The 23,793-nt window shown below is 45.2% G+C and carries 28 protein-coding genes and 1 tRNA gene; 23 read left to right on the top strand and 6 right to left on the bottom strand.

Annotated features, from left to right (window positions below; genetic code table 11):
• Positions 1-172: 172 nt before the first annotated feature.
• On the bottom strand, positions 173-409 hold the full coding sequence (locus P364_RS0116510) for a hypothetical protein (RefSeq protein WP_024631203.1): 237 nt from the start codon (positions 407-409) through the stop codon (positions 173-175).
• A 206-nt stretch (positions 410-615) separates the two neighbouring features.
• Here P364_RS0116510 and P364_RS0116505 point away from each other — a divergent pair, with 206 nt between their 5' ends.
• A complete protein-coding gene (locus P364_RS0116505; RefSeq protein WP_024631202.1) occupies positions 616-1,065 on the top strand; it encodes a general stress protein in 450 nt (149 codons plus the stop codon).
• A 245-nt stretch (positions 1,066-1,310) separates the two neighbouring features.
• A tRNA-Leu gene (locus P364_RS0116500) sits at positions 1,311-1,396 on the top strand.
• Between the two features lie 51 nt (positions 1,397-1,447).
• Here P364_RS0116500 and P364_RS0116495 read toward each other — a convergent pair.
• Positions 1,448-1,780 (bottom strand): hypothetical protein, encoded by a 333-nt coding sequence (locus P364_RS0116495; RefSeq protein ID WP_024631201.1) that lies wholly within the window; start codon positions 1,778-1,780, stop codon positions 1,448-1,450.
• Between the two features lie 492 nt (positions 1,781-2,272).
• Here P364_RS0116495 and P364_RS0116490 point away from each other — a divergent pair, with 492 nt between their 5' ends.
• The 4 genes from P364_RS0116490 (at position 2,273) to P364_RS0116475 (ending at position 5,081) form a co-directional block, all read left to right on the top strand.
• The gene (locus tag P364_RS0116490) at positions 2,273-2,509 is read left to right on the top strand and encodes a hypothetical protein (RefSeq protein WP_024631200.1); all 237 of its coding nucleotides are present in this window, start codon (positions 2,273-2,275) and stop codon (positions 2,507-2,509) included.
• Between the two features lie 547 nt (positions 2,510-3,056).
• On the top strand, positions 3,057-4,178 hold the full coding sequence (locus P364_RS0116485; protein WP_024631199.1) for a hypothetical protein: 1,122 nt from the start codon (positions 3,057-3,059) through the stop codon (positions 4,176-4,178).
• Between the two features lie 120 nt (positions 4,179-4,298).
• Entirely contained in the window at positions 4,299-4,835 is a 537-nt protein-coding gene (locus tag P364_RS38245; protein ID WP_036664533.1) for a hypothetical protein, read from the top strand.
• A gap of 15 nt (positions 4,836-4,850) precedes the next feature.
• Positions 4,851-5,081 carry a hypothetical protein gene (locus P364_RS0116475; protein ID WP_024631198.1) on the top strand — a complete coding sequence of 77 codons (231 nt, stop codon included), beginning with the start codon at positions 4,851-4,853 and terminating at the stop codon, positions 5,079-5,081.
• 268 nt (positions 5,082-5,349) lie between these two features.
• Here P364_RS0116475 and P364_RS0116470 read toward each other — a convergent pair whose 3' ends face one another.
• Positions 5,350-5,562, bottom strand: a complete 213-nt coding sequence (locus P364_RS0116470; protein WP_024631197.1) for a hypothetical protein — start codon at positions 5,560-5,562, stop codon at positions 5,350-5,352.
• A gap of 672 nt (positions 5,563-6,234) precedes the next feature.
• Between P364_RS0116470 and P364_RS0116465 the strand changes: the two genes are divergently transcribed.
• A complete protein-coding gene (locus P364_RS0116465) occupies positions 6,235-9,156 on the top strand; it encodes an insulinase family protein (protein ID WP_024631196.1) in 2,922 nt (973 codons plus the stop codon).
• Between the two features lie 162 nt (positions 9,157-9,318).
• Here the strand turns inward: P364_RS0116465 and P364_RS0116460 are convergent, their stop codons facing one another.
• Positions 9,319-10,026, bottom strand: coding sequence for a helix-turn-helix domain-containing protein (locus P364_RS0116460; RefSeq protein WP_024631195.1), 708 nt, complete (start codon positions 10,024-10,026; stop codon positions 9,319-9,321).
• Positions 10,027-10,274: 248 nt separating this feature from the next.
• Between P364_RS0116460 and P364_RS0116455 the strand changes: the two genes are divergently transcribed.
• The 5 genes from P364_RS0116455 to P364_RS38485 all read left to right on the top strand — a co-directional run bounded on the left by P364_RS0116455 (position 10,275) and on the right by P364_RS38485 (position 13,885).
• The gene (locus P364_RS0116455) at positions 10,275-11,495 is read left to right on the top strand and encodes a MalY/PatB family protein (protein WP_024631194.1); all 1,221 of its coding nucleotides are present in this window, start codon (positions 10,275-10,277) and stop codon (positions 11,493-11,495) included.
• Between the two features lie 230 nt (positions 11,496-11,725).
• Positions 11,726-12,394 carry a uracil-DNA glycosylase gene (gene ung / locus P364_RS0116450; RefSeq protein WP_024631193.1) on the top strand — a complete coding sequence of 223 codons (669 nt, stop codon included), beginning with the start codon at positions 11,726-11,728 and terminating at the stop codon, positions 12,392-12,394.
• Between the two features lie 21 nt (positions 12,395-12,415).
• Entirely contained in the window at positions 12,416-12,835 is a 420-nt protein-coding gene (locus tag P364_RS0116445; protein ID WP_024631192.1) for a hypothetical protein, read from the top strand.
• Positions 12,836-13,070: 235 nt separating this feature from the next.
• Positions 13,071-13,655, top strand: coding sequence for a TIGR00730 family Rossman fold protein (locus P364_RS0116440; protein WP_024631191.1), 585 nt, complete (start codon positions 13,071-13,073; stop codon positions 13,653-13,655).
• Between the two features lie 98 nt (positions 13,656-13,753).
• Entirely contained in the window at positions 13,754-13,885 is a 132-nt protein-coding gene (locus tag P364_RS38485; RefSeq protein WP_256984819.1) for a hypothetical protein, read from the top strand.
• 172 nt (positions 13,886-14,057) lie between these two features.
• Here the strand turns inward: P364_RS38485 and P364_RS0116430 are convergent, their stop codons facing one another.
• Complete coding sequence (locus P364_RS0116430; protein WP_024631190.1) at positions 14,058-14,390, bottom strand: hypothetical protein; 333 nt, start codon at positions 14,388-14,390, stop codon at positions 14,058-14,060.
• A gap of 210 nt (positions 14,391-14,600) precedes the next feature.
• On the opposite strand from P364_RS0116430, the gene P364_RS0116425 reads away from it, so the two are divergent.
• The 9 genes from P364_RS0116425 to P364_RS37825 all read left to right on the top strand — a co-directional run bounded on the left by P364_RS0116425 (position 14,601) and on the right by P364_RS37825 (position 21,998).
• Complete coding sequence (locus P364_RS0116425) at positions 14,601-15,338, top strand: glycerophosphodiester phosphodiesterase (RefSeq protein WP_024631189.1); 738 nt, start codon at positions 14,601-14,603, stop codon at positions 15,336-15,338.
• 294 nt (positions 15,339-15,632) lie between these two features.
• Positions 15,633-16,688 carry a FecCD family ABC transporter permease gene (locus P364_RS0116420; RefSeq protein WP_024631188.1) on the top strand — a complete coding sequence of 352 codons (1,056 nt, stop codon included), beginning with the start codon at positions 15,633-15,635 and terminating at the stop codon, positions 16,686-16,688.
• A 2-nt stretch (positions 16,689-16,690) separates the two neighbouring features.
• Positions 16,691-17,722 (top strand): FecCD family ABC transporter permease, encoded by a 1,032-nt coding sequence (locus P364_RS0116415; protein ID WP_024631187.1) that lies wholly within the window; start codon positions 16,691-16,693, stop codon positions 17,720-17,722.
• 44 nt (positions 17,723-17,766) lie between these two features.
• The gene (locus P364_RS0116410; protein ID WP_024631186.1) at positions 17,767-19,482 is read left to right on the top strand and encodes an ABC transporter ATP-binding protein; all 1,716 of its coding nucleotides are present in this window, start codon (positions 17,767-17,769) and stop codon (positions 19,480-19,482) included.
• A 322-nt stretch (positions 19,483-19,804) separates the two neighbouring features.
• Entirely contained in the window at positions 19,805-20,119 is a 315-nt protein-coding gene (locus P364_RS0116405) for a hypothetical protein (RefSeq protein ID WP_024631185.1), read from the top strand.
• A 106-nt stretch (positions 20,120-20,225) separates the two neighbouring features.
• The gene (locus P364_RS0116400) at positions 20,226-20,798 is read left to right on the top strand and encodes a DUF3221 domain-containing protein (protein ID WP_024631184.1); all 573 of its coding nucleotides are present in this window, start codon (positions 20,226-20,228) and stop codon (positions 20,796-20,798) included.
• Complete coding sequence (locus tag P364_RS0116395; RefSeq protein WP_052016639.1) at positions 20,795-21,229, top strand: DUF5071 domain-containing protein; 435 nt, start codon at positions 20,795-20,797, stop codon at positions 21,227-21,229. The genes P364_RS0116400 and P364_RS0116395 overlap by 4 nt, the downstream gene beginning before the upstream one ends.
• Positions 21,230-21,497: 268 nt before the next feature.
• A complete protein-coding gene (locus P364_RS0116390; protein WP_024631182.1) occupies positions 21,498-21,677 on the top strand; it encodes a ribbon-helix-helix protein, CopG family in 180 nt (59 codons plus the stop codon).
• Positions 21,678-21,752: 75 nt separating this feature from the next.
• Positions 21,753-21,998 (top strand): hypothetical protein, encoded by a 246-nt coding sequence (locus P364_RS37825; protein ID WP_024631181.1) that lies wholly within the window; start codon positions 21,753-21,755, stop codon positions 21,996-21,998.
• Here the strand turns inward: P364_RS37825 and P364_RS0116380 are convergent.
• Positions 21,995-22,897: a manganese catalase family protein gene (locus tag P364_RS0116380; RefSeq protein ID WP_024631180.1), complete on the bottom strand. Its 903-nt coding sequence runs from the start codon at positions 22,895-22,897 to the stop codon at positions 21,995-21,997. The genes P364_RS37825 and P364_RS0116380 overlap by 4 nt on opposite strands.
• Before the next feature lie 226 nt (positions 22,898-23,123).
• Between P364_RS0116380 and P364_RS0116375 the strand changes: the two genes are divergently transcribed.
• A complete protein-coding gene (locus P364_RS0116375; protein WP_024631179.1) occupies positions 23,124-23,417 on the top strand; it encodes a hypothetical protein in 294 nt (97 codons plus the stop codon).
• Between the two features lie 53 nt (positions 23,418-23,470).
• Positions 23,471-23,791, top strand: a complete 321-nt coding sequence (locus P364_RS0116370) for a DUF3889 domain-containing protein (RefSeq protein WP_024631178.1) — start codon at positions 23,471-23,473, stop codon at positions 23,789-23,791.
• Positions 23,792-23,793: the final 2 nt, after the last annotated feature.

Raw genomic sequence — 23,793 nt, 5'->3', positions numbered from 1 at the left:
AGACGATGAATAAGAAAGTAATTGTTACAGAAATGTCCTGGCTTTGAAAAAGTGAGGCATAGAATGTAGGACAAAAATAAAACCAGACGTCTATGCGTCTGGTTTTATGGTATGAAGATCGAAATAATCACGTCTTGTTCACGTATAAATACATGAAGTGGTTGTTCCTTATTTACAGATCAGCTGTAGATAACTGCATTCCACTTAAATGATGAGAGCGGATGCTTAACAACCGTGTGACTTGCTCTACTTCGTCGAATGGAATCCACAGGCTTCCGTGGACTGTCCGTAAGGACAGAATGGACTCGTCGGCTGTACGCTCTGGAAATCCAGTTACCGTTTGACCGCTTGTATTACGGACGATGATCTGTTGTTTGCGCCGAATGGCAATTTCTACCTCTTTTTTCATATGTCATTGCTCCTGGTTATGGAATAGTAAATCGATATGTCAATAATTTCAATGGTTAATTTGTCTTCATTATCTAGTCTATCAGAACTAGGTATAGATTTCCAGATCAGAAATTATATTTTACATAGGTGAAAGGACTTATTTTGTTCTAACCGTTTTTGAAGAAGCAACCAGGGTTATATAAGGGTAAAAGGAGGGGCACGGAAATGACACAATTGCTGATCGGACTTGTACGCACAGAGAATGAAGCCATTATTATGCTGAATAAACTGAAAGAGGAAGGCATAGCAGATAAATATTTGGGAGCGGTAGCTAAGGAACAGGTCAATTTAGAAGTGGTAAGTGAGAAGACGGGTTTACCTATGCCTCTGAAGGGTGCAGGAACAGATGGCGCTTTAGGGGTATTTAAAGGGGTACTCGCTGGTCTGGGCAAACGGATGGATCAGACGATGTCCATAGGGAAAGCGGTACGTAAACTTGCAGGCAACGAGATCGGAAGTGAGACGGATGATCTGGTGCTTACCTTGACAGAATCAGGGGTCTCGGAAGATGATGCTAATTACTATGAAGATTGGCTGTTGCAGGGGCATATCCTGGTAATTGTAGAATGTAGTGAGGAAGAGGCCGACCGAATTGCTCCTATTCTTCTTTTTTAGTTTAATTTAAGCCTGATTTTAGGTTTCTTTAATGTTGGGGAGGTATTCTTATTTTACACCTCCCTTAATATAGATGGTTTATAGAAAGTTCGGGACCGCAACTCGAACTTTCTAGGCACTGCTCGCTAACGCTGGCAGTGCCTGTTTCATTTTTTTGGATTATTTTATATTAGGTGTTGCAAAGTCATAAATTTCATGGTAAGATATTTCTTGTCGCCTGAAGTGATGAAGAAATACATACATATGCCGGGGTGGCGGAATTGGCAGACGCACAGGACTTAAAATCCTGCGGTAGGTGACTACCGTACCGGTTCGATCCCGGTCCTCGGCATCCATTAATAAAAGGAAACTCCTTGATACATAAGGGGTTTTCTTTTTTTTTTTAATACTTTATTGAATAGCCTGAGTCACAGGGATTGAGCGTCTTTTTTTCCGTTGGGGACGGATTGGGGACGAGATTTTGGATCGAAGACATCGAGGTGTGGTAATGAGGTTTACCTGTCCCTGCATGGAATACAAAGTTTCTATCTCCGCCTTTCCATGTCCCGACTGTTTTAGCTTCAAAGCGTAATTTGCGGATGGCTTTGACGTGTGCTGCCAATTGCTCCATATACCATTGTGGCATATCTACATAATCTTCGGATGCTTCGTTTTTTGTATCTGTAATGTCCGCCTGTCCATTTTCTGTATTTGAAATGCTTTCATCGATACGCAACCGGTTATTTACAAAGTCACAGTCGTCTTCATCTAAAGCGATTATCTAAATAATACATATAACAGCCAAAGTCGTTCATTTATGGATCGGCTTTTTTTCGGTTGACTGAGCAGCAGAAAACTGCCACTGTGACATCTTTAAACAAAGTGGTGGATTGTTTACGTGATGCATTCAGATCGGTGGTGAATTTTATTAAGGAGTATCCAACCTTTATGAATCTTTGGAAACAGATTCAGGAGTTTAACAAACGCACTGCGAAGACGAAGCTGCCTTAATTATGAGGTCAACCTATGGATATCCTCGGCTCAACATTGGTATTGGCGATGAAGCATCAGGTTTTAAATCGCAAGCCAGTTATGCATGTGTCCCGGAGTCATTGTTAAATAGATGTGTGAACTTTTAAATTCTAAAATTTATTTAATTGATATATTTTCCAAAAAAAAGGGTGTGTTGATATTGTTATACAAAATATATCCTAATAGGAGGGTAACGATGAAAAAAACTTTTAGATCTGTGGTTATGGTTATGATTTTTGTTTTAATTTCGGCAACTCAGGCTTTTGCGGCAACAGAAACTTACGTCATTGGAGGTCCGAATGACTATCCCAAAGTCTCGACTCCTTACGTCGATGGTCAGAATCTTTATGGGAGATTCACCTTGATTTCGGGAGAAGGTGGAGGAGGAGTAGAAGCTACTGGCAGGAGAGCACTTCAGGAGGAGGATGGATAGATATAGCTTTCCTTTCTTTAAATATAACTTCTGGAACGGATAACGCTACGACAAACGTATATTTGGCAAGAGGCAAGCAATACCGCATTAACATTTCTTTTGTTGGTATGGGTGGAAAAGCGTATTTAAGAGCTTATTAATATTACGATCTTTTAAAAGAGCATCTTTAGGGGTGCTTTTTCTTTTGCTATCATATGACAGAAGATGAGCCGCTTTAAGCCTGTTTATATGAGAACGTCCGGTTTGCAAGAATCAATCCGATGAAAAGCGGAGAACAGCGTCTGAGTGAGCGTACGCATGCATATGATATTCACCCAAACGTTGAAACCAACTCAACACAATTAGGGTAAGATTCAAATTAAAGTCCTGGACAGACAGTTAATCAGTTGGAAATTTATGATAGTTTGGTTCTAAGGGCTAATCTACTATGTCAACAGCCTTAATTCTATAAAAAATAGGTTTTAGCACGGGTAAAGATAGATGTTAGTCCATGCCTGTAGCCAACTACCTACGTACACTGAGCTATGATTATAGGGAGGTGTCCTAATTGAGTTGTCCAGATGAGAAAAAAAGGTGTAATAAAAAAAATGTAACTGTACATTCTCCAAAAGGAAAAAGAAAAAATCGTAGAGTAAAAGTAATCAAAAAAATAGTACAAGTAAAATGTCCGCCACCTGAAGTGAATGTAACTACGCCGACAGTTGTTGGCCCTACAGGCCCCCAAGGTACACGAGGAATCCAAGGGGTCCAAGGAAATCAAGGCGTACAAGGGCCGCCCGGCCCTCAAGGGCCAGCAGGAGGGCCTCCAGGTCCACAAGGCCCTCAAGGGCAGCCTGGTCCAGCGGGAGCAGCAGGTCCTCAAGGCCAAGCAGGTCCAGCGGGGCCGAATGGCGCGCAAGGTGTTCCAGGGGAACAAGGACTTGTGGGGCCACAAGGCCCTCAAGGTTTACCTGGTCCAGCCGGAGCCATCGGGCCGCAAGGATTTCCTGGACCAACGGGAGCAACAGGCCCTGCTGGTGCTACCGGAGCAGCAGGCGCAGCTGGTCCGACGGGTGTTACTGGTGCAGTAGGTGCAGTTGGGCCGACAGGCCCGGCAGGTGCAACCGGAGGGGTAGGCGCAGCTGGTCCGACGGGTGTTACTGGTGCAGTAGGTGCAGTTGGACCGACAGGCCCGGCAGGCGCAACCGGAGGGGTAGGCCCTGCTGGGGCGACTGGAGCTACAGGAGCTACAGGTGCAGCCGGAGGTGTTCTGGGATTTGCCGATTTTTTTGCTCTGATGCCTCCTGACAATGCGGCAACGGTTGCTCCGGGCACGGACGTAAGTTTTCCGCAAGATGGACCAACTAGCGGAACGACGATTACTCGTACGGGACCAAGCTCATTCAATCTGGCAGCGATAGGCACTTACCAAGTATTGTTTCAAGTTAGCGTTAATGAAGCAGGTCAACTCATTTTAACCCTCAATGGTGCTGATTTAGCTCCCACGGTAGTTGGGCGAGCAACAGGGACATCTCAGATTGTAGAAATGGCTTTAGTACAAACGACTGTCATTAATTCGATACTGACTGTGCGAAATCCAGCCGGTAATTCCACTGCATTGACTATTACACCACTTGCTGGCGGAACAAGACCAGTTTCGGCACATCTGGTTATCACACAATTATCATAAAATGACTACAAGTTTTTTACTCATAAATCAAAATGGTCGATAATTTAATAACATACAAGACGAGTTGATCAGACTCGTCTCTTTTCTTTGGGGGGGATTTAGAAATGGAAATCAGAAGTTTTGCTCAAAAAAATGCCGAATCAGTACAAAAACAATCCTGCTGGTCAGCAAAAGTGGTTGACTGAACGTATGAGTGAAATTATGGGGCATTTTAATTCGCTTAATCCAGACGATGCTATGATTCATTGGGATAGTGTAAAAGTTGAATATCTGAAGGGTGGCAATTCAGGACCGATGATCGACATCAAGAAATTGATCGATATTATCGATACTCAGATGGCAACGGGATTGAAGACTTTGCTCACATTACTGTCCAGGCATCAAGGTTCCACTGAGACATATAGCTCCGTGGATACAGATGACGAGGAAGAATCAGATCATCCGGGAACCGATTGGCTTGGTCTATGGGCACTCTGTATCAGCAACGGGATATCAGATACAGAGTGGCCTAATATGAGCATCCCTAAAATCCGGGCTTTGATGAATGAGAAACAACGTTCTCGTGAGTTCGAGATTGTGTTGCATGGGGGTAAAGTTGAAAACAAAAAGCCGAAGAAAGCAAAATACTTATCCGATCTAGGTTTCATCCAGCCATGATAGAGAGGAGTTACTATGGCAGAGGGTACAAATAGAGATGTCGTTGCTGCGCGGATTAATTTAGATACAGGTAAAGTCCTCCAGTCTTTCAAAAACATTGACACTGGTGCGCGAGGACACGCAGACGCTTTCAAGGCACTGAATGCTGAGTTATCAACAGCGGAGAAGTCATACAAGAATATATCTTCAGCAATGGATAAGATGGCTTTAACTTCGGAACAACCGCCGTCAAAAGATTGTAGCTGAATATGAAGCTCAACAAAAGCAAAAGATTGCTCAAACAGCTTTGCTTGGTGCCAAGGCTCAACATATGGAGCAAACCAACCGTTTGATCGATGCAAAAATGCAGGCACAACAAGCCCAGATCAATAGACGGAATCATCCTGTGTGATTTTACCAATCACACAGGATCTTTTTTTGATTTATCATGAAAATATATCCCAATTCACTTCTCTTAAAGCAGAGCGTTTCTAATAGTTCCTCATCGGTGTAAAAGCCACCGGCAGAATTATAGTCAATCCCGCCAGTATGGCTGTAACAGCTTAATATTTTTGGGCAAACTGTAGTCCACCTTGGACATGGAACCTATCAACTCTCCAACCATAAGGGGAGACAGGGAAATGTTGATTTGGTCATCTGTCCGCGTCAAAGTAAGCGGGTTTTTTTTCAGCGCATCCATACAGATCGTCAGATTGTACTTCGGATCAACCGGATCATGGAATTCCATAACGGTTTCTTCAAACTCCCCACGCAAAATATGAGCGTTTTGGTTTCCAGCCCAGTAAGGTAACCGACCAGCTTTTGCCCCTTATATACCGCACTTCCAAAAAAATCGATGGGGGTTTCTCCCTTTCTGGGAACATCACCGGCATAGGTATTACTCGTGATTGGCGGCTCTCCTTTGGCATTTGATGAAGAGTGCTCTTCCTTGTCCCACTTCGGGGAACCTTTCTCTACATCAGGACGTTCTGCTGATAGAATTGTTGTGCCTCCGGTTCCAGGTTGTTCAATATCCAGAACAAAATCGTGAAAGCGTGATCGCTTGTCTCATCTCCTGGGAAAAGCGAGTCAGCGCTCGCAGTATAATTAATATATTGGTAATTGTAGTGTCTCTTCCCAATTTCATATTTATGCGGCGTTGAGGTTTAGAACATGTATCTCACGTCTGTTGAAAGGGCAAAAAAAGATTTTTCATTATAATGAAAATCTTTTTCGTGTCAGCGATTATTTTATGGTGGAGTTCATAATACATATCAGAAGACGCCTATGGCTGCCCGTTAGGAAGACATGCAACGATGGTGTATAATATCCATAGGCATAAATTACCTTTATCTCTGAACTTGAAGAACTCAAGGTTGCATATCAAAATAAACAATTTTATGGACGGAGGACTCGACCCATGTTGAAACAGCTTAAGCCCTATAAGGTGCTGCAGGAACGCAGAATCGAAGAGTTGAAATCAGATGCGTATCTCCTGGAACATCAGAAATCCGGTGCCAAAATTGTACTCTTATCTAATCAGGATGATAATAAAGTGTTCAGTATCGGTTTCCGTACTCCTCCGGAAGACAATACAGGTGTAGCGCACATTCTGGAACATTCCGTGCTTTGTGGCTCGAAGAAATTTCCGGCCAAGGATTCCTTTGTAGAATTGCTAAAGGGTTCACTCAATACATTTCTGAATGCGATGACCTATCCCGATAAAACGATCTATCCGATTGCAAGCCGGAATGATCATGATTTCCATAACCTGATGGATATTTATCTGGATGCGGTACTGCACACCAATATCTATAATAATGAAAAAATATTTCTGCAGGAGGGTTGGAATTACAACCTGACCTCAGCTGAAGATGAGTTAACCTATAACGGTGTTGTTTATAACGAGATGAAGGGCGCATTTTCTTCACCGGAACGGATTGTACGCAGAGAGGTTCTGAATTCACTTTTCCCGGATACCACGTATTCCTGTGAATCAGGCGGATTTCCCGATGCCATTCCCGATCTGACGTATCAAGGATTGCTGGATTTCCACTCCAGATACTATCATCCGTCCAACAGCTTCATTTATTTGTACGGGGATATGGATATGGAAGAGAAGTTGCAGTGGCTGGATGAGAACTATCTGAGCGAATATGATCGAATCGAGATTGATTCTGCCATTCAGCTCCAGCCTGCATTCGGAGAAAGAGTGGATGCCGTCAAGACATACTCTGCCGGAAGTACTGAATCGGAAGTGGATAACAGCTTCTTGACCTATAATGCGGTCATTGGAACAAGTCTGGACAAGGAATTGAATATTTCTTTTCAGATTTTGCTGTACGCACTGCTTAACGCTCCGGGAGCGGTTCTGAAGCAGGCCTTGCTGGATAAGGGCATTGCGAAGGATGTATATGGCACGTATGATGACAGCCTGTATCAGCCCGTGTTCACCGTTGGATTGAAGAAGAGCAATCTGTCGAGTAAAGAAGATTTTCTGGGAACTGTAAAAGAGGTGCTGGAGCGTGTTGTAAAGGAAGGCTTCGATCCAAAAGCGCTGCTCGCAGGTATTAATTCCTATGAGTTCAATCACCGGGAAGCGGATTATGGAAGAATGCCCAAAGGGCTAATCTACGGTTTCTCCTCATTGCAAAGCTGGCTGTATGATGTGGAAGCTCCTTTTACACATTTGGAAGCGAATGACGTATTTGCCGAGCTGAGAACGAAGATGAACGAGGGTTATTTTGAGAAGTTGATTGAGAAGTATTTACTGCAAAATACGCATACTTCTTTTGTCGCTGTCACGCCGGATAAAGGGTTGAACGCCCGTAAAGAGGAAGCGCTGAAAGCACATCTGAAATCGGTTCAGGCAGGATTGAGTCCAGAAGAAATTCAGCAGCTCATTCAGAGAACCGAGGCTCTCGCCGAGTACCAGAATGCACCTTCAACCAAGGAACAACAGCAGGTGATTCCGACGTTGTCGATAGAGGATATTGAACCGAAAGCTTCCACTCTGTATCAGACGGTAAATCAGGTCGATGGTACAACCGTTCTGCATCACAACATCTACACCAATGGGATCGGTTATCTCCGACTGTTGTTTGATATTAAGGAAGTCCCACGGCGTTTGCTGCCCTATGTTGGATTGCTGAAAAGTGTGCTGGGTTACGTCGACACTCAAAATTACTCGTTTAATGAATTGTCGAATGAAATTCACATTCATTCCGGGGGCGTTCATAGTGGCATTGGTACGTATGCAAACGCGCATGATCACCATGATTTCAAGGTTACCTATGAATTCAACGCCAAAGTGCTGTATGACAAGCTTGGATTTGCTTTTGACATGATCAAAGAAATTGTGTTTACATCCAAATTCGATGATTCGAAGCGTTTATACGAAATTATCGCCCAATTGAAGGGCAACCTGCAGCGCAATCTGATTAGCGGAGGGCATTCAGCGGGAATTGGCCGCTCTACCTCTAAACACTCGGCTGTTGCCAACTTCAGGGAAGCCGTCAGCGGCATCGCCTTTTACCAGTGGCTGGAGGATCTTCAGGCGAACTTTGAGGCGAGAAAAGAAGAGCTGTCGACCAGCCTTCAATCGCTGACAGGCTTTATTTTCAGACCGGAAAACTTGCTGGTGAGTTACACTGCGGATGATCAGGGATATGCGGGCCTGGAGGAACAGGTGTCTGATTTAAAAGCGAAGCTGTTCACACAAGACGTTGCGAAGGAAAAAGCAGCATTTACACCTGTGCAGCACAAAGAAGGATTCAGATCACCATCTGAAGTCCAATATGTCGTTCAAACAGGCAATTTTATCGATAAAGGGTATGCATACACTGGCTCGCTTCGTGTCTTGCAGGGGATTCTATCGCTGGATTACTTGTGGAACAATATCAGGGCCAAAGGCGGAGCATATGGCTGCATGTCAGGCTTCAGACGTAATGGAGACAGCTATGTAGCATCGTATCGCGACCCGAATCTCGAAAAAACATATAAGATTTATGAAGAGATGCCGCAATACTTGAAGGATTTCAAAGCAGATACGCGGGAAATGACGAGATATATCATTGGTGCCATCCAGGATCTCGATACGCCGAGAACACCTCATGGTGAAGGGTCATTCTCCCTGGAGTGTTATCTGTCCAATGTTACCGAGGCCGATCTCCAGAAAGAACGGGATGAAGTGCTGAGCACAACGGAACGTGATATTATCGATTTTTCTGAACTGATATCCTCCATATTGGAACAGCAGCAACGCTGTGTTATCGGTAATGAAAATAAGATTGAGGACCAAAAGCAATTATTTGACGAAACGCTTGATCTAATCAAGAACTAATGCGTGAATTGAAGGTTGCAACAAGCTGAAGGCTTAGCATGAATGCATAGACATATGATCCAAAGGGCGCTTTTATGAGCTGGAATAGCTTATAACTGCCGCCCTTTTCTTGTTGCAGGGGTGCTTTTTCCAATGCAATCTGATCAAGTTTATGTTGAAGGTTTAAGTGACGGCGAGCATATTATAGATCTTTAACGTACGCAGGTCTTCTTTGGAAATTTTCAGCTCGTTATATAACTCCTGATTCTCAGGCAGGGGTGTTCGAGAGAATAACATTTTCAAGGCGATGGGCATAAAGGGACGGAACGAGACACCAGCCATCAATCCCCACTTTTTCTCAGATTCCTGAAAAGACGCCAGAATGTTAATGTACAGCTTTTCCAGCGGTGTGGCCTGATTTTTCAAAATCAGCGTGGTGAGTGTGTCGTAATGCTCGGTGTGACCCCAATACATATTTTCGCATTCCTGATAATTCTCAAAGTTCTTCACATTCATATACATTACGGTTCGATAACAATTGGCATCTGACTGTGCCATCATGTCAATGACACAACGGATGAGGCTATTGTTGCGCCCGTCATAAAAATACGAATAAAACCTGGTGGAATTTTTGAAAAAGCTGGACGGTACCGTATTCATCAAAGGAGATGCTTGTTTGGGCTCAATATACAGCAGCTGCTCCACTTGGATATTCAATGAATCAGCAATTTGATGCAGCGTGACCACATCAAGCGTAATATCGCCGCTCTCATATTTGGACAGGGTAGCTTTGCTTTTGTGAATCTGATCCGCCAGCTGCTGGACCGTCAATCCTTTCCATTTGCGAAAATTACGGATTTTCTTGCCCACTTCTTTGTTGATGGTGTTCATATTCGGATCTCCTTCTGCTAAGTTTCTTAAGAATATGAGAAAAGGTGAAACCCATTGGGAAAATCAATCTCTACGAAGAATATAACACTTTTATCATCGAAAAACCTATTGTGAAGAAACATTAAGAACTATTTGTTTCTTTTGAATAGATTGTATTACGTTTGATGTAGCTTCCGTGCCATGAAATAATACATCTAACAGAAACTCATTCCAGGATGGAAAACAGAGAGAAAGAGGCGCAGAAGGCTATGAAGTATGATTTTGATGAGGTAATTGATCGCACAGGAACTAATGCCATGAATACGGATGGTTTCCGTCAATATATTTTTAACGCAACAGAAGATATGAAATTTCCTTTCAAGGATGAAGAATTTATACGGATGTGGATCGCAGATATGGAGTTTGCCACACCTCCCGAAATACGGGAAGCAGTCAAGGAGCGCCTGGACCGAAAAATTATGGGATACTCCCAGGTGTTCGATCCCGCTTACTACGAAGCTGTCTCCAGCTGGATGAACAGATACTACGACTGGTCTTTTCCCAAAGAGCATCTGGAGACATCCCATGGGATCATTCCTGCTTTATATGAATTGGTTGAATATATTTGCAAACCGAATGAGAAGGTACTGATTGTGACGCCTTCCTATGGTTTTTTCAAATCGGCTGCGGAGCATAATCATCTTGAACTGGTTTGCTCAGATTTGATCAACGAGCAGGGGCATTACGCGATAGACTTTGCAGATTTTGAAGCCAAAGCCAGCGATGAACAAGTCACTTTGTGTATTTTCTGTAATCCGCATAATCCGTCCGGACGGGTATGGACAACAGAAGAGTTACAACGTGTGGGCGAGATCTGTCTCAAGCATAACGTGTGGATGATCTCGGATGAAATTCACTGTGATTTGCTGCGAACAGGAAGGAAGCATACGCCTCTTGCCAAGCTGTTCCCGGATACGGATCGAATCGTTACCTGTATGTCACCAAGCAAAACATTCAATATGGCTGGTCTGATGTTCTCCAACGTGATTATTGCAAATGAAGGACTCCGAAAGATCTGGCAAACCCGGCATTATGGATTCAAAAATCCGCTTAGCATTGCTGCGACTCAAGCTGCTTACGAACATGGCGACGAATGGCTAAAGCAGTTGAAAACGTATCTCGACGACAATTTTGCCTTTGTGGATCAATATGTGAAACGTGATCTGCCACAAGCGGTCTTTCATATTCCGGAAGCTACGTATCTGGCATGGATTGATATTAGGGCATACGTCCCCAAAGATGTAAACCTGCCTTTATTTTTTGCTGAACAAGCAGGGGTATTACTCGAAGATGGTCATATGTTTGTGGCTAATGGAGGTGGGTGTATCCGCCTAAATTTGGCTTGCCCACGTTCGGTTCTTGAAGAGGGGCTCAGAAGAATAAGCGCTGTATTGGTCAATAAAAGTAAGAGCGAAGCCGTTCAGGTCTGATTTTAGTTATCTATAGACCAGGCGCTGGGTTACTTTTACTCTGAAGTACAAATTCAAAGCGTGCGGATGTTACAGGCAACCCTAACCCTGATGTACACTTCTGGTCTGCCGTCCCCGGTTATGTTAAAATGGTGGATAGTCTCTGAGTCGTAGGATACGGCTCTCGCAGGTGGCAGTTCGTTATGTGGACTGCACGGATATGTATTTATGAGGGAAAGGAGCCTTTACATATGTTTGGAAATGATTGGGACACTGTGCTTCAGGAAGAGACTGAAGCCGAGTATTTCAACAACGTTCGTTATGCACTCGCCGCCGAGTATAAAACACAGACCATCTTTCCACCCAAGGAAGATTTGTTCTCGGCTCTAAAACTGACCCCGTATCATAAGGTCAAGGCTGTTATTATCGGTCAGGACCCTTATCACGGAGCGGGCCAGGCTCAAGGATTAAGTTTTTCGGTCAGACCGGGGGTACGGATTCCTCCTTCTTTGAAAAATATATATAAGGAGCTCCACTCAGATCTGGGGCTGCCGATCCCTAAGCACGGATCGCTGGTTCATTGGGCAGAGCAGGGTGTGCTGCTGCTTAATGCCGTCCTGACGGTACGGGAAGGGCAGCCGAACTCCCATCAGGGACTGGGTTGGCAGACGTTTACGGACGCTGTCATCCGGGCATTGAATGAACGCACAGAACCGATGGTATTTATGCTGTGGGGCAGTCATGCTCAGAAGAAAGGGGCATTCATTAACCGGGATAAACACCTGGTCTTGGAGTCTACACATCCAAGTCCGCTGGCAGCGCATCGTGGCTTCCTGGGCAGTCGTCCTTTTTCCAAAGCCAATGAATTCTTGACCTCCAAAGGTATTGAACCGATTGATTGGACGATACCGGAAAACTAGACAAACGGGGGGTGAAGGCATTTGCGACATTGGGTAGGACGGAAAGTAGCCGTATATCGTGCAACCGGCATACGAGAGCCACTGAAGGGAACGCTGGTCGAGTGGGATGAAGAAGCGGATTGTGTACGAATCGGACCGAAACGGATTAAGGTATCGTTCGACAATATCGCAATGATCCGGCCTCTGCCTGAAGAGAGCCTTCCCTTGAAAAAAGCGCGTTCCGAGGTGCATAAAGTTGGGTATGTGATAAAAAAGGCCGTACAGTTTGAAAATGCCATCTATTTCAAATCACAGGTTATGATTTGGCGTCGGGCCAAAATTGTAGTATTATCCACAACGATTATACGCCATGATGATGATCAGGTTGAGCTTGCAGACGGCCGGATCCTTCGCAAGGACAAGCATATGTTTGTGGTGCGCTCACGACGTGGAATACGATAAGTCCACTAATATTTAATATTCATTTCATGCAAAGATCATATGGATTTAATGTTCGGCCTTTATAGTAAAAAGTATAACAACCCCTTCTAAATGATGTGTATGAATTATGGGAGCCCGGCCGGCTGCAAACGGTCGGGTTTTTTTTTATTCACTTGTGCATGAGGAGTGATGTAACATAGTATTTACATTCATGTTATACACTAATGAAATAGTTAATGAGAAGGAGTGAAACCCATTGAAACGTATATGTGTTTTTGCAGGCTCCAATCCGGGAAATCACCCCGATTACACACAGCAGGCTATTAAATTGGGAAAACAGATCGCGGATAGCGGGTACGCACTCGTCTATGGCGGTTCTTGTATGGGACTAATGGGTGCGGTCGCCGATGCTGCACTGGAACAGGGTGGGGAAGTGATTGGCGTCATGCCGACTGGCCTGTTCCGGGGAGAGGTCGTACATGGAGGTCTCACGCAACTGATTGAAGTGGGAACGATGCATGAACGCAAGGCGACGATGGCCGAGCTGTCCGACGGATTTGTGGCGCTTCCTGGTGGTATGGGAACATTTGAAGAATTGTTCGAGGTTCTATGCTGGGCCCAAATCGGCATTCATCGTAAACCCGTTGGTTTGTTAAATGTAAACGGATATTATGAGCCGCTGATGAAAATGGTTGAGCACAGCGTGCATGAGGGGTTCTCCAATACTTCACATCTCAGTCTATGGAGTCTGGAATTGGACCCGGCTGAACTGCTGAACCGGATGTCATCCTATATTCCGGCACAGTTGACCCAGAAGTGGTCACAGCTTAACGATAAATAACTACCCGCACCAGCGGAAAACTTTCGAATGTGCCCAAGCAAGTTCCCTCCCCTAACATAGTCTATAGTGTACTTTCTTAAAAGAGGGGAGTGTCACTCATGAGCGAAATCAAAGGCACAGGATACGGTTGCGGATACGGCGGCTTTGGCGGTGGAGCATGGACATCAACAGGCGCAATTCTGGTATTGTTCATTCTGCTCGTTATCATCTCTCGTACATTCGTTCTGTAATTTAGTTAGCCATTCCGGGACGGTGACATAATCGCCAAGGCAGCGCCCGATGAAGAAATGGCCTTTCCAAAGAGACGCCGATACGGCCGGCGTCTCAGGGGAACGGTTTTTTTCTGTCTGCAAAAAAAGAACTCCGCCTCTATGAAAAGAGAGACAGAGTGGGCAAGGTGAGTTAGACCGTTACCACCGTATCACCAGGTAAACTGAGTGTTTTCCAGGCAATATATAATCCGATTATAGCAGCAATAAGGGCCAGAATAGCGGCGATAACAGCCAACTTATCCAGTTGTCTCTGTTCATTAATAACAGATGATTGATTACTTGTTTTGTCGGGAACAGCCAGCCCCAAAACGGATGCCTTTTTTATATGTTTGCTTGGTCCGGAGGGAGTTCGTGTTTTACTGTCGACTTTGTCGGATCTGCTTTTGGCAGAAATTCTGGGCATGGGAGCTCTTTTGGAGGAAGATTTGGGAGATACAGATCTATTCTTCGTCAGGGGTTTCAATGGGCGACCTCCTTACAGCGGAGTGCAGTTGTCTATGACTGATACTATATTATGTCTGCTTTACAGATTGAGTTCACAAAATGAGTGAATCCCCAGCCCTCCAAGATGTTGTCCTTCACACGGACATTAAACGCTCTGTTAATACAGGTATGACAAACTGCGTATATAGTGAGAATCATAGAGTTCATGTTACACTCAGGAGGCGCTGGAATGAAAAAAATTGAAAATATCGCCCACAGGGGAGCATCTGCCGTATGCCCCGAAAATACGATGGTTGCGTTTGAACGCAGCTTACAGCTTGGAGCGACAGGCATTGAAACGGACGTACAGCTGTCCAGTGATGGTACACTCGTGTTGATCCATGATGAGACGTTAAGCCGCACGGCTGGAGCAGAAGGCTGGGTTAAGGATAAATCAGTTGAAGAATTGCGTGCTCTTGACGCAGGAGCTTGGTTCCATGCCGATTTTGCTGGAGAACGTATTCCATCTTTGGATGAATTATTCGATCTGGTTCGAGGAAAAAACATTCTACTTAACCTGGAATTGAAAAATGGTATTATTAGTTATAAAGGAATGGAAGAAAAGATTATTCAAGCCATTCGGGATTGGGACATGGAGCAGCAAGTCATTCTGTCCAGCTTCAATCATGCCTCATTAGTGAGATGCAAACGTCTTGCCCCTGAGATTCGCACAGCACTTCTATATATGGAAAAGCTCTACCGCCCATATGATTATGCCGCCAGACTCGAAGCCTCTGCGCTGCATCCCTACAAGCTGGCTGTAACACGTGAAGAAGTTGCTGCTGCGCTGGCTCAGGGAATTGCAACACATCCGTTCACGGTAAATGATCCTGCCGAAATGCAGGAACTGATTGACATGGGCGTGCAAGCGATTATTACCGATGTGCCTGATGTTCTGGCAGCACTGACTGCGGTACAGGCTCGTTAAGAATTACACCAATACAAGTGAAGTTAGTCCAAAATAAAGTGGGAATTGCCGACGAACAACTCGTTTGCAGTTCCTTTTTTTGCGAGCTACGATGCTTCGTGCAGCCCGTTTTACGTACAAAAATTCATTTATGCAATAAACTTGTCCCATTTGTCCATTGCCAGAGACAGTTCGTTGACATACAATGATCTATGGGAATGAGAATCAATATCATTATCAGTTTTGTATTAATAGAGAGGTGATTGTTGTGTACATAGGATCTGTCTACGCCACTCATAACAAGGGTGGAGACATATGAGCTCGAAAGTTTCATCGGAAAATCAGCCTGCGGAATCACCGACAGCCAAAATACACACTCGTCCCTGGGCTGCCACATTGATCCTGACCGGGGGGATTCTGCTGCTCGCGCTGGGTATGGCGTTGTCCATTTCGTTTGGTGCGGCAGATATCAAGCTGGGGGTTGTATGGCAGGCGATTTTCAACTTCAATCCTGATCTGACTCCGCATCAGATCATATGGGAGATTCGGTTACCGCGTATTCTGGGCGGAGCGATGGTTGGTGCCTGCTTCGCTGTAGCTGGTGCGATTATGCAGGGGATGACCCGTAACCCGCTGGCAGATTCCGGGCTGCTCGGACTGAATGCTGGCGCAGGATTTGCGCTCGCTATCTGCTTTGCCTTTTTCCCGGGTATGCCATATATGTATATCATTCTGTATTCCTTCGTAGGGGCAGGACTTGGGGTATTGCTGGTCTATGGTTTCGGTGCTGCGTCCAAATCCGGACTTACACCTCTCCGGCTCGTTCTCGCGGGAGCGGCAGTATCTGCCATGTTGTCCGCGCTGAGTGAAGGGATTGCGTTATATTTCAAAATTGGACAAGACCTCGCATTCTGGACAGCGGGCGGGGTGGCCGGGACGAAGTGGTCCCAGTTGGAAGTCATGTTCCCATGGGTTTTGGCTGCGCTTATTGCAGGGATTATTATCTCTCGTTCCATTACACTGCTTAGCTTGGGAGAAGACATCGCCGTTGGATTGGGTCAACGTACTGGCCTGATCAAGCTGGTTGGTCTGGTTGTTGTACTGATCCTCGCAGGTACAGCCGTATCCGTGGTTGGTGCGGTTGGTTTTGTAGGACTCATCATTCCCCATCTAACTCGTAAATTGGTTGGGGTCGATTATCGCTGGATTATTCCATGTTCCGCAGTGATGGGCAGTCTGCTGCTTGTGTTCGCGGATCTGGCTGCACGTATGATTAACCCGCCATACGAGACGCCAATTGGCGCCCTGGTTGCCCTGATTGGGGTACCTTTCTTCCTCTATTTGGCGCGTAAAGAAAGGAGGACGCTGTAACGATGGAATCCTCAACTCTGGTTGGAGCGGAACGCAAAAAGAGAACAAAAAGCACCATTGTCATGATTGTGCTTGGTGCGTTGATTATTACAGCTTTTATTATCAGTATGAATACAGGCTTCACGCGGCTTTCTCCACTTGAGGTCATGCGTACCTTGTTTGGTGGTGGGACGGCTAAGCAGGAACTGATCCTGTTTGAGTTCCGTTTGCCACGTATCGTCATTTCGGTTTTGGTCGGTGCAGGACTTGCGCTGTCCGGCTGTATTTTGCAGGGAGTGTCCCGAAATCCTCTGGCTGATCCAGGGATTCTCGGCATCAACGCTGGAGCCGGATTGGTTGTTATGCTGTTCGTTTCCTTTTTCCCGACAACGACGGCTGCTCCTGTATTTTTACTGCCGATCCTGGCCCTGATCGGGGCAACCTTTGCTGCCTTCCTGATTTATGTGCTCTCTTACAAAAAGGGAGAAGGTCTCATGCCTACGCGCATGCTGCTTACAGGGATTGGTGTAGCAGCAGGGATTAGCTCTGCCATGATCGTGCTTACTCTTCGGCTTAGCCCGGAGAAGTATCAATTTGTGGCGACCTGGATGGCAGGAAGTATATGGGGTTCGAATTGGAAATTCGTAACGGCGCTGCTGCCGTTTCTCATTGTCCTTGTGCCGCTTGTTCTGTATAAGGCTCGTGTGCTGAACGTACTGAACCTTGGGGATCAAACAGCGAGCGGTCTTGGCGCTCCGGTTGAGCGTGAAAGACTGATCCTGCTCGCTGCTGCCGTGGGACTGGCCGGATCTTGCGTATCCGTCAGTGGCGGAATTGGTTTTGTGGGTCTGATCGGTCCACACCTGGCACGTCGTCTCGTGGGGCCGAAACATCAGTTCCTTTTGCCTGCATCCGCACTGGTCGGTTCATTGCTTGTGCTTGTTGCAGATACGCTCGGGCGTGTCATTCTACAGCCTTCTGAGATTCCAGCAGGGATTCTGGTTGCCATCATTGGAGCCCCATACTTCCTGTATCTCTTGAGCAAAACGAAATAGAAAGCAATCATGGGGTATGGTTGCTATAAGGAGGGCTTCAGCCCATGCTTCGCCGTTTCTTTGCCTATTACAGGCCGTACAAAAAGCTGTTCATTCTGGACTTTAGCTGCGCGATTTTCGTAGCTCTGCTGGAGCTGGCCTTCCCGCTGGCAGTTAATAGAGTTGTGGATGACCTGTTGCCAGGGGGACGCTGGGACTGGATATTATGGGCATGTCTTGCACTGCTCGCGATCTATCTGTTAAGCTCCTTCCTTAACTTTGTGGTGACCTATTGGGGACATAAACTTGGGATTAACATCGAGACCGATATGCGCAAGGCGCTCTTCAATCATGTACAGAAGCTGTCGTTCCGTTTCTTTGACAATACCAAAACCGGGCACCTGGTCTCCCGCATGACCAATGATCTGATGGATATCGGGGAGATTGCCCACCATGGTCCGGAGGATGCCTTTATTGCGGTGATGACCTTGATTGGTGCATTCAGCATCATGATGAGCATTAATGGAAATCTGGCCGTGTTAACATTTATCATCGTACCGCTCATTATTTATCTTTCCCTGTATTTTGGCAGCAAGATGTCCAAGGCCTTTAGCCGAATGTTCGGGGATATTGCGGACTTCAATGCACGTGTAGAAAACAATGTAAGTGGTATCCGCGTTGTTCAGGCTTTTGCCAATGAAGAACATGAAAAAGCTCAATTCGCTGTAAATAACAGTCGTTTCCGCCAAACGAAGCTGATTGCGTACAAAATCATGGCCTGGAACTCTTCCGTCAGTTATATGCTGATGAAGCTGGTCTCCCTCTTTGTGCTCGTATGTGGAACATGGTTTGTCATTCAAGGGAGTATGAGCTATGGTCAATTTATTGCATTTATTATGCTGTCCAATGTATTCCTCACGCCGATCCAGAAGATCAACTCCGTGATTGAGACGTATCCCAAAGGAATTGCGGGTTTCAAACGTTATACGGAACTGCTCGATATGGAACCGGATGTTGAAGACCGTCCGGGTGCCGTTAAGGTATCCCACTTGCGTGGAGATATCCGTTATGAGCAAGTGACCTTCGGTTATTCGGATCAGGAGCCTGTTCTCAAAGGAATCGACCTGAATATCCAGGCTGGTGAAACGGTGGCCCTGGTTGGACCATCGGGTGCAGGGAAGACAACGCTATGCAGTCTGCTGCCTCGTTTCTATGATGTGCTGGAAGGTCGCATCACGATCGATGGTCAGGAGATTCAGGACATGACGCTGGATTCATTGCGCAGCCAGATCGGAATTGTTCAACAGGATGTGTTCTTGTTCGATGGAACCATTCGTGAGAATATTGCCTATGGCAAGCTGGATGCAACCGAAGAAGACATCTGGATGGCGGCTCGCCGTGCGCAGATGGAAACACTTATTACTTCCATGCCGGAAGGATTGGACACGTTAATTGGTGAACGCGGCGTGAAGCTGTCTGGCGGACAGAAACAGCGTTTGTCGATTGCACGTATGTTCCTGAAAAATCCACCGATTCTCATTCTGGACGAAGCCACATCTGCACTCGACACGGAAACCGAAGCTGCAATCCAGCAATCGCTGGCTGAATTGTCTGAAGGACGGACTACCCTGGTCATTGCCCACAGATTGGCTACCATCAAAAATGCGGATCGCATTATTGTCGTTGCCGAGCAGGGGATTACGGAGCAGGGGCGTCACGAAGAATTGCTTGCAGCGGGTGGAGTATACAGCCGCCTGCATTATGCACAGTTTGGTGCCTGAACGTAACACGGTGTATTTTGTAACAACTAAATAGTGATGAAAAATAATGCCTTGATCTACTACTCTACAGGAGTAAGAACCGAGGCGTTATTTTGCTTTTTAATCTGTCCCATACTGCTCCTGTTGGCAAGGTCTGTGAAAATAATGCGTTTGCGTTTGGCATGTACCAGAATGTCTACCTTGTGACCCGGAAAACGTATAAATGTTATCCTTTTGTACTGGTTTGCTTAAGTTGGGTTGGTGGTAATATTCATTAAAAAGGTACCAAATTTGCATGCTGCTTTTACCGTTAAGGTTCATGCTTAGGGAGGGGAACATCGATATGCTATACATTTTCATAACTTGGCTAATATTGATTTTATCGCTGATTATCCTGGCTCAAGGCATCCAGAAGAACTCCGAAGATGGCGGGGAATTGGTTTATAAACGTTGGAGCGGATGGCTGATCGGACTTTTTGTTGTAGGCAGCGTGCCTTTGGGGTTTGCGTTATATATGGAGCTACGCGGGGGCTATATTGGGGCCAACATCGGGTTGGGACTGGCTTTGTTTTTTACCTGGGGATTATGTGCAATTTTGTTATGTGTGGCATTGATTATATGGGTTAGGTACTGGTACAAGAGGAATAGAGTAGAGTAATTGATGTAGCCAGCACAGTTGTGTTGAATTACATTTATTGGCAACCTTTATCATATGTGAAACGTCAGAGTTAGAAAGAGGCAGTTTTAATAGAGGGGATTTACACATGTTCAATCTTCGTATTGTGCTCATATCGTTCTCGATCTTGATATTATGTCTTACCGGATGTACTGGGCAAAACGAATGTGAAACGTATGTTCAAGATAATGCACAAAGGGAAGAAGGCTTCACTGGTTATGTGGTTGAGCGCAAAGATGATTCCATCCTTGTTGTTGATCCTGTATATGAAGATATAAGTGCCAAGGATCGGTATTATCCGGCAAAATGGTTCTCCAATGCGCCTGATCCGCAGATCGGCTCATACGTTGAGATCTGGACGGATGGTGGTCCGGAAAACCAGCCTTACCCTGGGCAAGCGAAAGCAGAAACGATTGCTGTATCTTGTCCGGCCACTCCAGATGGTGCCTACATGAGTGAGGCTGACGCGGTTCGGGGTGGGCTCTATTCATCAGATGGAGAGAAAGTTCGTATTCCCGTGATCGAGGATGTCAATTTCGATGAGGATTCAAAAACATGGACCATTCGGATACGAGATGCGATGTCAACGACAGATAGTGAGAATGAGATTAATGTGCAAGTAGATGATGTAGAGCCAGTGGGGGAGCAAAAGTATGAATGATGGAATTCATTTATGGAGTTAGAAGTAGAAGAGAGGAAATCTGTATGGATATTAGGGAATGGCTTCCCCGAGACAAGCATGATTTTGAAGCGGTACGTAAATTAAGTGAATTAAGTAATGCCGAATTAAAGGAAATCCTTCCGGAGCTTATGGAGTGGTTACAAGATGGAAATTGGCCCATTTCTAAATCCGTAGAAGATTTACTTTTGAGATTCGGAGAAGAACTAATTCCCCATATCCAAAATGTATTTAAAACAAAAGATCCACAGTGGGAATATTTTATGCTCAGTGGTTTAATCAGTAGGTTGCCTTCGCAATATCTAATAATATTGAAGGATGATTTGGAAAGAATTTTGAAAAACCCTACAAAAAGTGAGACACTCGAGGAATTGGATGAGGTTATAGTGCCGCTACTGAATAAAATACAATAACAAGCAATTTAAGAAGCGTATTTTTTATTTTGTGATTCAGGAAAGTTCATAATGAAGAGCAGCCCTTAACAACCTTGAACGGCTTAATGCCTTTCAGGGTTGTTTTTTTGTCAAACATATAACTTGAGTAATATTTTTCTGAGTTGAACTGAGATCCATTTATGTTTAATTTGGAAACCACAAAAAACGAACGTATGTTTTACAAATGAATTGACTTTTTGTCCTGACAATAATACGTTATTGTCAGGACAAAAATCGAGGTGAAGCGATGTCCTCCAAAAAGATGGGGCGTCCTAAATCTGACAAACCCAAAAGCAAAACGATTGAGATACGTGTCGATGATGAAATTATGAATAAGCTCGATGCTTCGGCTGAGAAGCTGAATACGAACCGATCAGACATCGTTCGCAAAGGGATTGAGAAGATGTACGACGAACTCCAAAAATAAAAAAAGAAAGCAGCGTTCGTCCCTCGAAGAACAGCGCTGCTTTCTATCCCGCAATCACTACGAATGAGCTGACAAATGTTGGGTCGACAAATTGCAGTTATGACAGAACAATGGAAGAATCGATTGAGCGAGGAAGAATTCCGTGAGCTTGAACAGTTGTTTGACTTGTGTGGTCAATGTGATGGTATGCATAGCGAAGCTGATATGCACATACAAAAACAAGCCCTCGATCCTGCCACCAAAGCAGCAAGATCCGAGGGCTTTATCTATTTTTCATTCCAAATCAACAATAAATCCATTTCAAAGCAATCTACAACCTAATCCGCAATATTTCCCGCCATCTTCAGACGACGTGCAATTTCCTGGAAGTCTTCCTGGGAAATGCCTGGTGCGAATTCTTCTTCCACCGCAGGAGCTTCAGGAATCGGGTACCCTTCAGGTACGCCTTGAATGACTTCCAGTGGTTGTCCATCTTCGGGGTGTGTCCCTTTCCAGATCTGACTGATCGCAGTAAAGTCTTTATCACTATAAGTGTACAGCTTGGTGTGTAGGCCTTTTTCTTCGTATTTCCACGCTTCGTTAAAGGATTTATTGCTCAGGGATGGAATCGGCACCAATTTGGTTACATTTACTCCAGTTGCAATCTCAAGCGCCTTGGCATAAGCAACTACATGCACACCGCCGCGTACCAGTAGGTAACCAACTACCGCCCGGGCTGCAGGGTGATCGGTCATTTCGTAAACTTTCATCTTATGAGTACGTGCTCCGCATTCGAGGAAAAAGTTATGCAGCAGATCTTCGACCAGATTGCCACTGTTGAAGACATGTGCGCCTGTCCATGGATTGCCCATGGAGTCGAAAGGCATGGCTCCCTGTGCACCAGCCAGGAAATGATAGGACAGACGAGCATCCTTCACGGAACCAAGCGGTGTATCGTCAGGCTCTTTGTACTCGGTGGAACCTCTGAGGCATTTGTTAATGCCATGAGACACAAGCTCCACATGCCCCAATTCTTCGGCGGTGATACTCATCACCAGGTCGTAGAAGGGTTTCAATTTTTCCTTGGAGCGAAAATTAAACGATTGATAGAGGTAGTTGTTCAACGTTGACATCTCTCCGAATTTACCACCCAGCAATTCTTGGATCGCTGCCGCTGCATTCGGGTCTGGTTTCTCGACATTGGGGATTTCAATTGCGATTTCATCCATACGTTTGAACATTTGGGTGCAACCTCCTCAAAATGATTGTTCAGGATAGTGAAGCCGTCTAGGCCTATTACACGTATATCCACTATGCTAAACCCATAATTATGCAAATGAGGCTTTAGACGTATACTATGGAGTCTACATTTGTTATTTCCAATCTCATGTTATTTATGTACAATCAGGACGAATGAAGTATATCTGGTTGTGATGATGTTATTTAAATGAAGGAGAAACAGGAGAAATGCACAAACGTTGGTTTATGGTGGGATGGAGTGTTCTATTATGTGTAGTTTTGGGATGTCGTGATGTCACGGCATATGCTGAGGCTCCGATCGAGTTGAATCAGCAAACACGAGATGCGCTTATAGAAAAATACGGTTTGGAAAAGCCGGAAGATTCATCACCGCGAAATCTGTTATTGGAGGGTGACTGGGGGATAAGCTTCAGCTCTCCAATTGAACGGTATAAGATGGCGGTAAGTACAATTCAAACACTCCAGCAACCGGTTACGATTATCCTTCGTTTACTGGTGTAAAATAAACTTCTACAGGGCAGGCTAACGTAAACGTTGCCCAAGGAGTGAATGATATGAGAATGCTCATTGTTGCACTGATGACGGTGGTACTAAGTTTAAGTGGACTAACAACAAGTTCAGCAACCCCGATCCCTGATTATGCGAAGTGGGGAATCATTGCAGTGAAGGAAACGCAAACCAAGTACAATGTGGACATTTTGGATTACAAGCATATCGGCCGCACCTCGCTTACAGCAGACCAATCCCGTGAACAGTTCAAGTTATGGGTACGTAACAAAGAGGGCAAACAATTTGCTGTATATGTGAATGTAGATTTTAATCCGTCTACCCAGCAGCTGAAAAAAGTACAATTCACGGAATCAGATCGAAGATGAGG

Origin of the sequence: Paenibacillus sp. MAEPY2, from assembly GCF_000499205.1 — a bacterium.
Taxonomy (GTDB): domain Bacteria; phylum Bacillota; class Bacilli; order Paenibacillales; family Paenibacillaceae; genus Paenibacillus; species Paenibacillus vandeheii.
This window is presented reverse-complemented; position numbering and strand designations above follow the sequence as displayed.

What these genes read in the sequence shown, in the direction of transcription:
- P364_RS0116510 (WP_024631203.1), bottom strand. Translation starts at nt 409, where the DNA reads ATGAAAAAAGAGGTAGAAATTGCCATTCGGCGCAAACAACAGATCATC.
- P364_RS0116505 (WP_024631202.1), top strand. Translation starts at nt 616, where the DNA reads ATGACACAATTGCTGATCGGACTTGTACGCACAGAGAATGAAGCCATT.
- P364_RS0116490 (WP_024631200.1), top strand. Translation starts at nt 2,273, where the DNA reads ATGAAAAAAACTTTTAGATCTGTGGTTATGGTTATGATTTTTGTTTTA.
- P364_RS0116475 (WP_024631198.1), top strand. Translation starts at nt 4,851, where the DNA reads ATGGCAGAGGGTACAAATAGAGATGTCGTTGCTGCGCGGATTAATTTA.
- P364_RS0116470 (WP_024631197.1), bottom strand. Translation starts at nt 5,562, where the DNA reads ATGGAATTCCATGATCCGGTTGATCCGAAGTACAATCTGACGATCTGT.
- P364_RS0116465 (WP_024631196.1), top strand. Translation starts at nt 6,235, where the DNA reads ATGTTGAAACAGCTTAAGCCCTATAAGGTGCTGCAGGAACGCAGAATC.
- P364_RS0116460 (WP_024631195.1), bottom strand. Translation starts at nt 10,026, where the DNA reads ATGAACACCATCAACAAAGAAGTGGGCAAGAAAATCCGTAATTTTCGC.
- P364_RS0116455 (WP_024631194.1), top strand. Translation starts at nt 10,275, where the DNA reads ATGAAGTATGATTTTGATGAGGTAATTGATCGCACAGGAACTAATGCC.
- ung (WP_024631193.1), top strand. Translation starts at nt 11,726, where the DNA reads ATGTTTGGAAATGATTGGGACACTGTGCTTCAGGAAGAGACTGAAGCC.
- P364_RS38485 (WP_256984819.1), top strand. Translation starts at nt 13,754, where the DNA reads ATGAGCGAAATCAAAGGCACAGGATACGGTTGCGGATACGGCGGCTTT.
- P364_RS0116425 (WP_024631189.1), top strand. Translation starts at nt 14,601, where the DNA reads ATGAAAAAAATTGAAAATATCGCCCACAGGGGAGCATCTGCCGTATGC.
- P364_RS0116420 (WP_024631188.1), top strand. Translation starts at nt 15,633, where the DNA reads ATGAGCTCGAAAGTTTCATCGGAAAATCAGCCTGCGGAATCACCGACA.
- P364_RS0116415 (WP_024631187.1), top strand. Translation starts at nt 16,691, where the DNA reads ATGGAATCCTCAACTCTGGTTGGAGCGGAACGCAAAAAGAGAACAAAA.
- P364_RS0116410 (WP_024631186.1), top strand. Translation starts at nt 17,767, where the DNA reads ATGCTTCGCCGTTTCTTTGCCTATTACAGGCCGTACAAAAAGCTGTTC.
- P364_RS0116405 (WP_024631185.1), top strand. Translation starts at nt 19,805, where the DNA reads ATGCTATACATTTTCATAACTTGGCTAATATTGATTTTATCGCTGATT.
- P364_RS0116400 (WP_024631184.1), top strand. Translation starts at nt 20,226, where the DNA reads ATGTTCAATCTTCGTATTGTGCTCATATCGTTCTCGATCTTGATATTA.
- P364_RS0116395 (WP_052016639.1), top strand. Translation starts at nt 20,795, where the DNA reads ATGATGGAATTCATTTATGGAGTTAGAAGTAGAAGAGAGGAAATCTGT.
- P364_RS0116390 (WP_024631182.1), top strand. Translation starts at nt 21,498, where the DNA reads ATGTCCTCCAAAAAGATGGGGCGTCCTAAATCTGACAAACCCAAAAGC.
- P364_RS37825 (WP_024631181.1), top strand. Translation starts at nt 21,753, where the DNA reads ATGTTGGGTCGACAAATTGCAGTTATGACAGAACAATGGAAGAATCGA.
- P364_RS0116380 (WP_024631180.1), bottom strand. Translation starts at nt 22,897, where the DNA reads ATGTTCAAACGTATGGATGAAATCGCAATTGAAATCCCCAATGTCGAG.
- P364_RS0116375 (WP_024631179.1), top strand. Translation starts at nt 23,124, where the DNA reads ATGCACAAACGTTGGTTTATGGTGGGATGGAGTGTTCTATTATGTGTA.
- P364_RS0116370 (WP_024631178.1), top strand. Translation starts at nt 23,471, where the DNA reads ATGAGAATGCTCATTGTTGCACTGATGACGGTGGTACTAAGTTTAAGT.